This is a genomic window from Mesorhizobium sp. M1E.F.Ca.ET.063.01.1.1 (genome assembly GCF_003998155.1).
Lineage (GTDB): Bacteria > Pseudomonadota > Alphaproteobacteria > Rhizobiales > Rhizobiaceae > Mesorhizobium.
Map to the genome: position 1 here is coordinate 1 of NZ_RZSC01000086.1, position 14,164 is coordinate 14,164.

The window sequence follows — 14,164 nt, forward strand, 5'->3', positions numbered from 1 at the left end:
CGCTCATGCCCGACCCTGCGGTGAAGCCTGAAAACATCCACGGAACGGCGATCCTCATCGGCGACCGCGGCGTCCTCATCACCGGGCCGTCCGGCGTCGGCAAGACGACGCTGGCGCTGACGCTTATCGACCATTGCCGGGCGCGCGGGCTGTTTTCGCGGCTGATCAGTGACGACAGGCTGCTTGCCGCCTCACACCACGGGCGGCTGGTCTGCCGGGCGCCCGCCGCCATCGCCGGCCTCGCCGAGGTGCCGGGCTTCATTCCGAGCCCGCTGCCCTTTGAGCCGGGCGGCGTGATCGACCTCCATATCCGGCTGGTGCCGAAGCCGGAGATGGCCCGTTTCCAGGAAGAGATCAGCGAGCCGGTCGCGGGCTGTCCGGTGCCGCGCGTCGATCTTGCCGAGCGCAACGCCGCCACGGCTTTGCCGGCGGTGATGGCGCGGCTGTCGATCCTGCCTTTTTCGTGATCCGGTTCCGGGTTTTTTGCTGCAATGCGTCAAAATGGCCCAGGCCGGAGCAATTTTGGGCTTGTCAACCGGCCGCACGTCGACAAGATAGCGCTCCCGCCGCCTGGAATGGTTGGCGAACATAAGATACGCCTGTGAAGCGGCGATGACGGGAGCCACCAACGAATGATCGGACTCGTGCTCGTGACGCACGGTCAACTCGCCACCGAGTTCCGGCATGCCGTAGAACATGTGGTGGGGCCACAAGACAATTTCGAGACCGTGGCGATCGGCGCCGATGACGACATGGAGAGGCGCCGGGCCGACATCGTCGACGCGGTCGCGCGCGTCGATACCGGGGCCGGCGTCATCGTGCTCACCGACATGTTCGGCGGCACACCATCGAACCTCGCGATCTCGGTGATGGAATCCGGCCGCACCGAGGTGATCGCCGGCATGAACCTGCCGATGCTGATCAAGCTGTCCTCGGTCCGCAAGGGCGACAACATGACCGCCGCGCTCGACGAGGCGCAGGCCGCGGGGCGCAAGTACATCAACGTCGCCAGCCAGCTTCTGAGCAGCAAATGAATGCCCAGGCGCCGGAAAGGGACGAGGTGGTGCGGGAGTTCCCGATCGTCAACCAGCGCGGCCTGCATGCCCGCGCTTCGGCCAAATTCGTCCAGGTCGCCAGCGGCTTCGATGCCACCATCCATGTCGAGAAGGATGGGGTGAAAGTCGGCGGAACGTCGATCATGGGCCTCATGATGCTGGCGGCAAGCCCTGGCTATTCCATCCGCGTCACCGCCATCGGCCCGCAAGCCGGCCCGGCCCTGGACGCGCTGGAGCAGTTGGTCGCCTCGCGCTTCGGCGAGGAAATCTAGTTCCTCAGCACAGGGATTTTGACCGGTCGGCTCTGTTTGCGTTGGCAGGTGGCATGCCTTGGAGATTGGCCGAAACGCCCACCCCGTCGGGGCGTCTTCAACCAATCCCCGGCGTTTGCGCCGATTTCACGGAACGGCAACCTTTCAAAATCCCTGGTCGGGGGAACTAGTTCCCTGGCCTCCCATCTCGCGCTTCCTGAAGACATGCACGAATAAAGATTTCTTTATATCCCATTGTCGTTTGGCGGCCGATCTGCTAGTCAGGCCGGCAATCCGCGCCCCTCCATGCGCCGTCCCGGCGCCGGCGCGCTTTTGAAGACAATCACACCGGAGCACTGCCATGACGGGTAGCAAGGACTATGTGGTCGCCGATATCTCGCTTGCCGGCTGGGGCCGCAAGGAGATCGAGATCGCCGAAACCGAAATGCCGGGCCTGATGGCCTGCCGCGAGGAGTTCGGCGACAAGAAGCCGCTGAAGGGCGCGCGCATCACCGGCTCGCTGCACATGACGATCCAGACGGCGGTGCTGATCGAGACGCTGAAGGCGCTGGGCGCCGATATCCGCTGGGCCTCCTGCAACATCTTCTCGACCCAGGACCATGCCGCGGCGGCGATCGCCGAGGCCGGCATTCCGGTCTTCGCCATCAAGGGCGAATCGCTCGAGGACTATTGGAACTACACCGACCGGATCTTCCAGTGGGCCGACGGCGGTACCTCCAACATGATCCTCGACGATGGCGGCGACGCCACGATGTACATCCTGCTCGGCGCCCGCGCCGAAGCGGGCGAGGACGTGCTGTCCAATCCGGGCAGCGAAGAGGAAGAGATCCTGTTTGCCCAGATCAAGAAGCGCATGAAAGCCTCGCCGGGCTTCTTCGCCAAACAAAGGGAAGCGATCCGCGGCGTCACCGAGGAGACGACCACCGGCGTCAACCGTCTCTATCAGTTGCAGAAGAAGGGTCTGCTGCCCTTTCCGGCGATCAACGTCAACGATTCCGTCACCAAGTCGAAGTTCGACAACAAGTACGGCTGCAAGGAATCGCTGGTCGACGGCATCCGGCGCGGCACCGACACGATGATGGCCGGCAAGGTCGCCGTGGTCTGCGGCTATGGCGACGTCGGCAAGGGCTCGTCGGCCTCGCTGCGCGGCGCCGGCGCCCGAGTCAAGGTGACCGAGGTCGACCCGATCTGCGCGCTGCAGGCGGCGATGGATGGCTTCGAGGTCGTCACGCTGGAAGACGCGGCGCCCACCGCCGACATCGTCATCACCACCACCGGCAACAAGGACGTCGTCACGCTCGACCATATGCGGGCGATGAAGGACATGGTGATCGTCGGCAACATCGGCCACTTCGACAACGAGATCCAGGTGGCGTCGTTGCGCAACCTGAAATGGACCAACGTCAAGCCGCAGGTGGACCTGATCACCTTCCCGGACGGCAAGCGGATGATCCTTCTGTCGGAAGGCCGCCTGCTCAACCTCGGCAACGCCACCGGCCATCCGAGCTTCGTCATGTCGGCCTCGTTCACCAACCAGGTGCTGGCGCAGATCGAACTCTTCACCAAGCACGGCCAGTATCAGAACCAGGTCTATGTGCTGCCCAAGCACCTCGACGAGAAGGTGGCGCGGCTGCATCTCGACAAGCTCGGCGCCAAGCTCACGGAGCTGTCGGGCGAACAGGCCGCCTATATCGGCGTGACGCCGCAGGGGCCATACAAGCCGGAACACTACCGCTATTAACCAAAGCGAAAATATCTACAATATATTGAAGCCGGGTGTTGACTTTCCGCCCGGCTTCATTTTTTGCGCCCATGATTCTTCACGCCGATTCCGGCAGGCGTTATTGTTGTGATTCGCGGTCCGGGGACAGATGGGCCGGGGACGCATTCAGGGCGGTCTTGCATTCAAGCGGCGAAGAGGACCAAGACATGCCGGGGGAATACCCGCCACGCGCGGGAACGGCCGTTTCCGGCGGCCACGAGGATTCGATCAAGACCGGCTCCGCCGCGTCAGGCGGAGGCTTTCGATGGCGCGCCGGCGCGCGCCTGGGCACGCTTCTTGCCGCCTCCACGCTTGCCGGCCCGCTGCTTGGCCTTGCGGCGCATGCCGAGACAGGCATCGCGCAGAAGACGGCACCGGCGGTCAGCACCGTCGAGGTGATGCAGCTTGCCATGTTCGTCGGCGTCATGGGCGCGGCACTTGTCTCCGCCATCTTCCTGATCCGCGAACGGGCGCGCACCGCGGCGCAAAACGTCGAGCTCAGAGCCCGGATCGCCGACGTGAACGCGGCTCTTCAGCGCTCGGACGCGCTGCTCAATCTGCGCGACCAGCGCGTCGTCGTCTGGACCTCGGAGAACAAGAAGCCGGAGCTCATCGGCAGCCTGCCGCTGGAAAGCGGCGCACCCGATGAGAGGTCCGCCTTCCTCGCCTTCGGCCGCTGGCTGATGCCGCGTTCGGCCGCGGCGCTGGAGAATGCCATAGCCGCCCTGCGCGACGGATCGAAGGCCTTCGACCTCGTCATCGAGACGCAGGCGGGCATGCCGCTCGAAGTGCACGGCCGCAAGAGCGCCGCGCATGTGCTGGTACGCTTCATCTCGCTGTCGGAAACGCTGCGCAACCAGGCCCGGCTGAAGATCGAGAACCAGCGGCTCGGCACCGACTACGACACCATGCTCGGCCTGCTCGATGCGCTCAAGATGCCGGCATGGCTGCGCGCGGCCGACGGGCGGCTGAAATGGGTGAACCGCGCCTACGCCGAAGCGGTGGAGGCGGGAAGCGTCGAGGCTGCCGTCCGCGAAGCCAAGGAATTTCTCGGCGGCCAGGCGCGCGAGCAGATAGCCGAGCAGCACAAGTCGCGCCCCGTCTTCGAGCAGACTTTGTCGACGGTGATCGAGGGCGACCGCCGCATGTTCGCGGTGACCGACTTCGCCGACGCCGACGGCTCGGCGGGCCTTGCCTGCGACATCAGCGCCATCGAGACGATCCGCGCCGAATATGAGCGGACCGTGCGCAGCCATGCCGACACGCTCGACCAGCTCAACACGGCCGTGGCGATCTTCGACACGGACGAGAAGCTGCGCTTCTTAAACCAGGCGTTCCAGAAACTCTGGAACCTGGACAGCGGTTTCCTGCACAGCGCCCCCGACAACGCCCTGCTGCTCGACCGGCTGCGCAGCGAAGGCAAGATCGCCGAGCAGCCGGAATGGCGGCGCTGGAAGGAGAACCTGCTCGGCGCCTACCGCGCCGTCGAATCGCAGGAGCATTGGTGGCACCTGCCGGACGGCAAGACGATCCGCGTGGTGGCCAACCCGCAGCCCAAGGGCGGCGTGACCTGGGTGTTCGAGAACCTGACAGAGAAGATCGATCTCGAAAGCCGCTACCGGACCGCCGTGCGGGTGCAGGGCGAGACGCTGGATAATCTCGCCGAGGGCGTGGCGGTGTTCGGACCGGACGGCCGGCTTCGCCTGTCCAACCCCGCCTTCATCGCGTTGTGGGGGCTGGCGCCGGACGCGATCAAGCCGAACGTGCATGTCTCGGCGATCCGCGACCTTTGCGACCAGCGGGCGGCCGACAGTCCGTGGGGCGGTTTCGTGGCCGCCATCACCGGCTTCGACGACGAGCGCCGCGATCGCCATGGTCAGACCGAACTTGTCGACGGCACGGTGTTGAGCTACGCCGTGATCCATCTGCCCAACGGGCAGGTGATGATGACCTTCGTCGACGTCACCGACACCGTCAATGTCGAGCGAGCGCTGAAGGACAGGAACGAGGCGCTGGAGAGATCGGACCAGTTGAAGAACGAGTTCGTGCAGCATGTCTCCTACGAGTTGCGCTCGCCGCTGACCAACATCATCGGCTTCACCGAGCTCTTGTCGCTGCCTTCGACCGGACCGCTGACGCCGAAGCAGCGCGAATATGTCGAGCATGTCGGCTCGTCGTCCTCGGTGCTGCTCACCATCGTCAACGACATACTGGACCTGGCGACGGTCGATGCCGGCATCATGCAGCTCGACATTTCCGAAATGAGCATCGACAGGACCATCGCGGCGGCCGCCGAGCTGGTCGCCGACCGGCTGGAAGAGCACTCGATCAAGCTCAGGGTCGACGCGGCATTGGCGCCGAAGAGCTTCCATGGCGACGAGATCCGTGTCCGCCAGATCCTCTATAATCTCTTGAGCAATGCGGCGAACTATGCGCCGGAGGCGAGCACGATCACGCTGACCTGCCGCCAGCTCGCCGAAGGCGTGGAATTCTCCGTGCATGATGACGGGCCCGGAATGCCGCCGGACGTGCTGGAATCGGTCTTCCGCCGCTTCGAGCCGCGCGCCAATGGCGGCCGCCGGCGCGGCGCCGGGCTCGGACTGTCGATCGTCAAGAGCTTTGTCGAATTGCATGGCGGAACCGTGCGCATCGAGACCGGCATGGACAAGGGCACCACGGTCATCTGCACCTTCCCCGACACGCCGTCGGGCGGCATCCGTGAAGCGGCCGAGTAGCAAGCTTTGGCAGAGACTGCGCTGGAACGTTTTCTCGCCGACGAGGCGGCGACGGCAAGGCTTGGCGAAGACCTCGCCATGGCGCTGCGCGCCGGTGACGCGATCGCGCTGAAGGGCGATCTCGGCGCCGGCAAGTCGACGCTGGCCCGTGCCCTGATCCGGGCGCTTGCCGACGATGCCGCCCTCGAAGTGCCGAGCCCGACCTTCACGCTGGTGCAGAGCTACGAGACGCGGATACCCGTGCACCATTTCGACCTTTACCGCCTCTCCTCGCCGGACGAGCTCGATGAGCTCGGCCTCGATGACGCGCTGGCGCAAGGCGCTGCACTGGTCGAATGGCCGGAGCGGGCCGAAGACCGGCTGCCGGCAAACGCGCTCCAGGTCGAGCTTGCCGAGAAAGGCACTGGCCGCTCGGCAAGGATCTCCGGGCAGGGACCCGCATTCGAGCGCGTGGCGAGATCGCTCGCGATGCGCGATTTTCTGGCCGCCGCCGGATGGGGTGAGGCGAGCCGCCGCCATTTCGTCGGCGACGCTTCCGCCCGCTCCTACGAGATCGTCTCGCTTCCCGGTCAGGCGCCCCGCGTGCTGATGAATTCGCCGCGGCTGGTGCTCGGCCCGCCGGTGCGCGACGGCAAGCCCTATGCGGTGATCGCCCACACGGCGCAATCCGTCACCGCCTTCGTCGCCATCGACCGGGCGCTGCTTGCCGGCGGCGTCAGCGTGCCGGTGATCCACGCGCAGGACCTCGACCAGGGCTTTTTGCTGATCGAGCATCTCGGCTCGGAAGGTTTTCTCGGCAGCGACGGCCAGCCCATCGCCGAACGCTACGAAGCAGCGGGAAAGCTGCTCGCCATGATGCACGGCAAGGCCTGGCCAGACCGCATGGAGGCCGCGCCCGGCGTGTTCCACGACGTGCCGCCCTTCGACCGCGACGCCATGCTGATCGAGGCGGACCTCTTGGTCGACTGGTATGTGCCGTGGATTACCGGCAAGCCGGCAAGCGACGCCTTGCGAGCCGGCTATCACAAGGAATGGAACGTCTTGCTCGACCGGCTCGAGGGCCAAGAATATACGCTGATGCTGCGCGACTTCCATTCGCCCAACATCATCTGGCGCGCAGAGCGCTCTGGCCTCGACCGGCTCGGCATCGTCGACGTCCAGGACGCGCTGATCGGTCCGGCCGCCTATGACGTCGCCTCTTTAGCCATGGACGCGCGCGTCACCGTCTCGCCCGCGATCGAGCGGCGGACCGTCGAGGCCTATGTTGCCGCGCGGCGCGCCTCGGGTCCGTTCGACGAAGCCGGGTTCGCCGAGGCCTATGCGATCATGGCGGCGCAGCGCAATTCGAAGATCCTCGGCATTTTCGTGCGGCTCGAAAAGCGCGACGGCAAGCCTTACTATCTAAAACACCTGCCGCGCATCCGCGACTATCTGAGGCGGGCGCTGGCGCATCCGGCGCTCGGCAGCCTGAAGGAATTCTATAGGACCCACGGCCTGCTGGAGGAACGCTCGCCATGAAGCCGAAGACCGCGATGGTGCTTGCCGCCGGGCTCGGCAAGCGCATGCGGCCGATCACCGACACGATGCCGAAGCCGCTGGTGACGATCGCCGGCAAGACCTTGCTCGACTGGGGGCTGGACAGCCTGGAAGCCGCCGGCGTCGGCAAGGCCGTCGTCAACGTGCATTATCTGCCCGAGCAGATCATCGCCCATGTCGCCCATAGGCGCGCACCGAAGATCGTCATTTCCGACGAGCGCGAAGCCCTGCTGGAATCGGCGGGCGGCATCGTCAAGGCGTTACCGTTGCTGGGCAGCGAGCCCTTCTACATCATCAATGCCGACACCTTCTGGATCGACAGCGGCGAGCCCAGCCTCGAGCGCCTAGCCCTTGCATGGGACGCTGCCAGAATGGATATTCTGCTGATGCTCACCGATCTCGACTCAGCGACAGGACACTGTGTCGGCACCGATTTTCTGGTGGCGCCCGACGGTGCCTTGCGGCGCTCGAAGGGCGATCCGGCCGGCCTGATCTATGCCGGCGCGGCGATCATCCATCCGCGCATTTTCAAGGACGCCCCGACGGGCTCACATTCTCTCAATGTCTATTTCGACAAGGCGATCGCCGCCGGCCGGCTGTTCGGAATGGCGATGAGAGGCCGTTGGATCACCGTCGGCACGCCCGACGCCATTCCGGCCGCCGAGGCGGCCGTCGCCGGCGCGCTAGCGAAAGCGGTATGAGCGGCTCGCGCCGCGTCCTCTCCATCCCGCCCGGAGCGCCGTTCCTGCCGACGCTCGCGGAGGCGTTGCTCGACGGCCGCCTGATCCCCGGTTTCCGTTTCGACGGCGACCCGCTGGCGCTGGCCGACGCCACCATCTATGTGCCGACGCGGCGCGCGGCGCGCGCGTTGCGCGGCGCCTTTGTCGACGTGCTCGGCAGGCGCTCGGCCATTTTGCCGACCGTCCGTCCGCTCGGCGAATTCGACGAGGACGAGGCCGCCTTCGAGGCCGAGGCAGCGCCGGCAGTAGACCTCGCGCCGCCGATCGCCGCGCAGGAGCGGTTGCTTTTGCTGGCACCGCTGGTGCGCGCCTGGAAGGAAAGCCTGCCGGGGCATGTCAGGGAGCGGTTCAACGAGGAATTCGTCGTGCCGACCTCGGCCGCCGACGCCATCTGGCTGGCGCGCGACCTCGCACGGCTGATGGACGAGATCGAAACCGAGGGCACGGACTGGGCCAAGCTTGCGACGCTGGTCACCGGCAACCTCGCCGGCTGGTGGCAGGTGACGCTCGACTTCCTCGGCATCGTCACCGACAACTGGCCGGAGTTCCTCAAGGAACGCAACCGCTCCAATCCCGCCGCGCACCGCAGCGCGCTGATCCGGCTGGAGGCGGCGCGGCTGAAGCGCAATCCGCCGGCCGGGCCGGTGGTCGCCGCCGGCTCGACCGGCTCCATTCCGGCCACCGCCGAACTGCTCGCCGTGATCGCAGGGCTGCCCAACGGCGCCGTTGTGTTGCCAGGTCTCGACCGCGAGTTGGACGACGCGTCCTTCGCCGCGATAACGGCCCCCGGCGCGCGTCCGGCGACGCTCGGCCACCCGCAATATGGTCTCGCCAAGCTGATCCGCGGCATTGGCGTCCAACGCCGTGACGCCGAGGAAATCGGCACGGCGACGAGGGCCCTTTCGCTGCGTGCCGCGCTTGTCGGCGAAGCGCTGCGGCCGGCCGAAACCACCGAGCGCTGGACGGAAACGCGGCCACGTTTTGCGGCAAACGATGTCGAGCAGGCGCTGGGCGGCGTCACGCTGGTGGAAGCGGCAAACGAGCGCGACGAAGCGGCGGCGATCGCGATCGCGCTGAAGCGAGCCGTGGACGTGCCGGGCAAGCGCGCGGCGCTTGTCACCGGCGACCGCGCGCTGGCGCGGCGGGTCTCGGCCGAGCTTCTGCGCTTCGGCGTCGTCGCCGACGATTCCGGCGGCATGCCACTAGCCAACACGCCGGCGGCAAGCTTGCTCAGGCTCGCGCTGCAAGCCGCGTTCCGGCCGGGCGATCCGGTGGGCCTGTTGTCGCTGCTCAAGCATCCGCTGCTCGGCCTCGGCCTCGAACGCCAGGCCGTGCGCAGGGCAGCCGAGCTCGTCGAACTGGTGGCGCTGCGCGGGGGGACAGGCCGACCTGACGTCGTCACACTCGACGAACTCTTCGAGGCGCGGCTCGCTGGGCTCGGCGGCGAACGTCGTCACCCTTTCTGGTTTCCGCGCCTCACCGTGCGCGGCATCGAGCAGGCACGGGGTATGCTTAGCCGTCTTACCGACGCGCTCTCCCCGCTCACGGCAATGCGCGGCGGGAAGGATGCGGACATCGCAACACTGACACGGGCGAGCGTCGTGGCGCTTGAAGGCCTGGGCCGCGCGGCCGACGGCAGCGTGAGCGAACTCTATGCCGGTGATGCCGGCGAGAAACTTGCGGAACTGTTGCGCGGGCTGGTCGCCGCCTCCTCGCCCTTCACCTTCGCCGCGGGCGAATGGCCGGACGTGATGGAAGCGCTGATCGCGCCGGAAACGGTCAAGCCGGCGCAAGGCACCGACCGCAACATCGCCATCTGGGGCGCGCTGGAGGCCCGCCTGCAGAGCGTCGACACGCTCGTCATCGGCGGGCTCAACGAAGGCGTGTGGCCGCGCAAGCCGGAGAGCGACCGCTTCATGTCGCGGCTTATGAAAACCGGTATCGACCTCGAGCCGCCGGAGCGGCGCATCGGCCTTGCGGCACATGATTTCCAGATGGCGATGGGTGCTGAAACGGTAGTGCTGACGCGCTCGGCGCGATCGGGTGACGCACCGGCGGTGCCGTCGCGCTGGCTGCAGCGCATCCTTACCTTCATCGGCGAGGATCAGGCGGCGGCGCTTGGCCGGCGCGGCGATGTGCTGCTGACCTGGGCCCGCACGCTCGACGCCGGCGAGAAACAGGAGTTCGCGGCCCGCCCGCAGCCAAAGCCGCCGCTGCGGCTCAGGCCGCAGCATTTCTCGGTCACCGAGATCGAGACGCTGCGCCGCGACCCCTATGCGGTCTATGCCCGGCGCATCCTCAACCTGATGCCGCTCGACCCGGTGATCCGCGATCCGGGTGCTGCCGAACGCGGCACGCTGTTCCACGAAATCCTGCACCTGTTCTCGCGCCGGGTCGAGGATCCTAGAAGTCCGGGCGCGCTGGCGGCGCTTGTCGATGCCGGCCGCGCTTGCTTTGCCGACGCAGCGCTTCCGCCCGACATCGAGGCCGTGTGGTGGCCGCGCTTCGAAAAGCTGGCCGCCAACATCATCGAATGGGAGCATACCCGCGCCGAGGCCGTCGCCAAACGTTACGCCGAGGAGCGCGCGGAGAAGACAGTCGTGGGCCGCACGGGCGTCACGCTCTCCGGCTATGCCGACCGCGTCGACCTGCTCGCCGGCGGCATGGCCGATATCCTCGACTACAAGACCGGCTCCTCGCCTTCGAAGGCGCAGGCGCATACGCTCTTGTCGCCGCAGCTCGCGCTCGAAGGCGCGCTGCTCAGACGCGGCGCCTTCAAGGAGCTCGGCATTTGCGAGCCCTCGCAGCTTGCCTTCGTGCGGCTGAAGCCCAACGGCGAGGTGTTCGAGGAATCGATCCTCGAATACAACCGCAAGCCGAAGACCGCCAACGAGCTTGCCGAGGAAGCCTGGGCGCGGCTTGAGCGGCTGCTGTTCCACTATGCCGATCCTGCGACCGGCTATCTGTCGCGCGCGCTGCCGTTCCGCGAGGGCGAGGCCGACGGCGACTACGATCATCTGGCCCGCGTGCTCGAATGGTCGGCCGGTGGCGCAAGCGAAGACGAGGCGGAAGGATGAGATATCCGATCCCCTCCGATACCGCCGCCAGCCAGGCGCGCGCCTCCGACCCGCAAAATTCCGCCTGGGTCTCGGCCAATGCCGGCTCGGGCAAGACGCATGTGCTGGCGCAGCGCGTCATCCGGCTTTTGCTCAACGGCACCGATCCGTCGAAGATCCTGTGCCTGACCTATACGCGCGCGGCCGCCGCCAACATGTCGAACCGCGTATTCTCGACCCTGTCGGAATGGACCGCGTTGCCCGACACCGAGCTTGCGGCGAGGATCGCGGCGCTCGACGGACGCAGCGCCGACCGCGACACCATGCGCCGCGCGCGCCGGCTGTTCGCCGAGGCGCTGGAAACGCCGGGTGGGCTGAAGATCCAGACCATCCACGCCTTCTGTGAATCGGTGCTGCACCAGTTCCCACTGGAAGCCAACATCCCCGCGCATTTCGAGATGCTCGATCCGCAGATGGAGGCCTCGCTGTTCGCGGACGCCCGCCGCGACATGATCTCGGGCGCCGGCGCCGGCGTCGAAGGCCTGGCGGAGGCCTTTGCCACGGTCCTGGAGCGCGGCGGCGAATTCGGGCTCGACGCGCTGCTCACCGAAATCGTCGGCAAGCGCGATGAATTGCGCGGCTTCATCGCCAAGCTCGGCAAGAGCCGGGACTTCCGGCCGCTGTTCGCCGAATTCGGCTTCGGACCCGGCCAGACGGCCGACGGCACCGCCGCTTCCATCTGGCCGCTGCCGGGCTTCGCGCCCGGCCAGTTCGCAGAGTTCGCGCATGCCGCCGAAGCTACCGAAGCACGGCAAGTGCTGAACAACGTTATCCCTTATGCACGAGGCGCATTCGCCGAAGTCGACCCGACCCGCCGGTTGCGGCTCCTGGCAAAGGCCTTTCTCAAGGCCGACGGCGACCCCTACGACCCACCCAAGATCTTCAAGAAGGCGCTGGTCGACCGGCTGCCGGACCTGCCCGAGCGCTATCTCGCGACAGCCAAGGCGATTCTCGACGTATCGGACCGGCTGGCGCTGTTCCGGATGCTCGAAGGCACGGCGGCGGCGCTCACCGTCGCCGGCTGGCTGATCGCGCGTTATGAGCAGTTGAAGCGCGGCCGCGGCTTCCTCGACTTCAACGATCTGATCACCCGCACGGTCAGTCTCTTGTCTCGGCCCGATGCCGGGCCGTGGGTGCAGTTCAAGCTCGACCAGGGCATCGATCACATCCTGCTCGACGAGGCGCAGGACACCAGTCCCGATCAATGGGAAGTGGTGAAGAAGCTGACGGAAGAGTTCTTCGCCGGGCTCGGCCAGCGCGAGGCGGTCAAGCGCACGGTGTTCGCGGTCGGCGACGAAAAGCAGTCGATCTATTCCTTTCAAGGAGCCGCGCCCGATTCCTTCGCCGAGAGCCGGCTTCTGTTTGCCGGGCGCGTGCGCGACGCCGAGGCCGCCTTCGCCGACCTCAAGCTCACCTGGTCGTTCCGCTCGAGCGACGACGTGCTTGCCGCCGTCGACTGCGTCTTTGCCGAGCCAGGTGTGCGGCGCGGCATCAGCCACGACCCCGATCCGCTCAGCCACAAGGCGATCCGCACCGACGCGCCGGGCTATGTCGAGGTGTGGCCTTCGATCGGCGCTGATGCGGTCGAGGAGCCCGACGACTGGACCCTGCCGGTCAACCATGCCAGCGCGCCGGCCGTGCGCGTGGCGGAGCATGTGGCGGCGACCATCCAGGACTGGCTGCGCAACGGCGAGGTCATCGAAGGCAAGGGAAGGAAGGTGACGGCCGGCGACATCCTGGTTCTGGTGCGCAAGCGTGACCGCTTCGTGCATGCGCTGTCGCGCAGCCTGAAAAACCGGCAGATCCCGGTGGCCGGCGCCGATAGACTTAGCCTGCCCGGCCATATCGCCGTGCAGGATCTTATCGCGCTCGGCCATTTCCTGATCCAGCCGGAGGACGACCTGTCCCTGGCCGCGGTGCTGCGCAGTCCGATCTTCGATGTCTCCGAGGAGACCCTGCTGGCGCTCGCCGGCGAGCGGCCGCCCGGCCAGTCATTGATCGCATCGCTTAGGCAGCGTGCGGCCGCAGACGAGGCTCTGTCCGCGATCGTCAGCCGGCTCGATGGCTGGGCGAACGAGGTGGCCTTCAAGCCGGTGTTCGAATTCTATGCCGCTGTGCTGGCGCGCGACCACGTGCGCCGCAGGATGAAGGCGCGACTCGGGCCGGAAGCCGGCGACATCCTCGACGAGTTCCTGAGCTTCTGCCTGACCGAGGAACGCACCGGCCTGCCGGGGCTGGAATCCTTCCTCTCGACGCTGGAAAACAGCGGCCCCGAGATCAAGCGCGAGATGGACCAGACGCGCGACGAGGTGCGCGTCATGACCGTGCATGCCGCGAAAGGCCTGGAGGCGCCGGTGGTTTTCCTGGTCGATGGCGGCTCGGCGCCATTCAACGACCAGCATCTGCCGCGACTGATGGCCTTCGAAGGCTCGGGCCAACATTGGAAGGGCAAGGGCTATCTCTGGCGCTCGGCCAGCGACGTCGCCAATGGCGTTTCGCGGGCGGCCTCGGCGCGGGCGCGGGAGCTTGCCGACGATGAATACCGGCGGCTGCTTTATGTCGGCATGACGCGCGCCGAGGACCGGCTGATCGTCTGCGGCTATCACGGCAAGCGGCAACCCAGCACCGGCACCTGGCATTCGATCGTCAGCCGGGCGCTGCTGGGCGCGCCGGAAAGCGTGGAGCGCCGGCATCCGGCGACGGCCGATGTGGCCGTGCATCGCTTCCATATGACGAAGCTGCCGCCCATGGCGTTGACCGAGGGCGAGAAGGCAGCGCCATTCGAGCATGCGGAGCCGTTGCCGGAAAACCTGTTCCGGCCGCTGCCGCCCTATGAGGACCTGCCGCGGCCGCTTTCGCCCTCCGGCGCCTCCGCGTTGATCGACGAATCGACCGAGGCCCTGCCCGACACGCGCTCGCCGGTGCTCGACGCCGAGGCCGAGCCTAGC

Annotated in this window: 9 protein-coding genes; all 9 read left to right on the top strand. The window is 66.8% G+C overall.

The features are described from left to right. Positions 1–5 precede the first annotated feature (5 nt). Positions 6–467 (top strand): HPr kinase/phosphorylase, encoded by a 462-nt coding sequence (locus EOA29_RS09765; protein ID WP_126090853.1) that lies wholly within the window; start codon positions 6–8, stop codon positions 465–467. Positions 468–632: 165 nt separating this feature from the next. Then, entirely contained in the window at positions 633–1,034 is a 402-nt protein-coding gene (locus EOA29_RS09775; RefSeq protein WP_126090855.1) for a PTS sugar transporter subunit IIA, read from the top strand. Further along, positions 1,031–1,327, top strand: a complete 297-nt coding sequence (locus tag EOA29_RS09780; protein WP_126090856.1) for an HPr family phosphocarrier protein — start codon at positions 1,031–1,033, stop codon at positions 1,325–1,327. Before EOA29_RS09775 ends, EOA29_RS09780 begins: the two co-directional genes overlap by 4 nt. A 340-nt stretch (positions 1,328–1,667) precedes the next feature. Then, positions 1,668–3,068 carry an adenosylhomocysteinase gene (gene ahcY, locus EOA29_RS09785; RefSeq protein ID WP_126090857.1) on the top strand — a complete coding sequence of 467 codons (1,401 nt, stop codon included), beginning with the start codon at positions 1,668–1,670 and terminating at the stop codon, positions 3,066–3,068. Between the two features lie 188 nt (positions 3,069–3,256). Then, on the top strand, positions 3,257–5,824 hold the full coding sequence (locus EOA29_RS09790) for a PAS domain-containing sensor histidine kinase (RefSeq protein ID WP_127220822.1): 2,568 nt from the start codon (positions 3,257–3,259) through the stop codon (positions 5,822–5,824). A 6-nt stretch (positions 5,825–5,830) separates the two neighbouring features. After that, the gene (tsaE, locus tag EOA29_RS09795; RefSeq protein ID WP_126090859.1) at positions 5,831–7,342 is read left to right on the top strand and encodes a tRNA (adenosine(37)-N6)-threonylcarbamoyltransferase complex ATPase subunit type 1 TsaE; all 1,512 of its coding nucleotides are present in this window, start codon (positions 5,831–5,833) and stop codon (positions 7,340–7,342) included. Next, entirely contained in the window at positions 7,339–8,061 is a 723-nt protein-coding gene (locus EOA29_RS09800; protein ID WP_126090860.1) for a nucleotidyltransferase family protein, read from the top strand. The genes tsaE and EOA29_RS09800 overlap by 4 nt, the downstream gene beginning before the upstream one ends. Then, positions 8,058–11,177: a double-strand break repair protein AddB gene (gene addB / locus EOA29_RS09805; protein WP_126090861.1), complete on the top strand. Its 3,120-nt coding sequence runs from the start codon at positions 8,058–8,060 to the stop codon at positions 11,175–11,177. Before EOA29_RS09800 ends, addB begins: the two co-directional genes overlap by 4 nt. Next, positions 11,174–14,164 (top strand): double-strand break repair helicase AddA (addA, locus tag EOA29_RS09810; RefSeq protein WP_127220823.1); only part of this gene is annotated, 2,991 nt, incomplete at its 3' end. The genes addB and addA, both read left to right, overlap by 4 nt.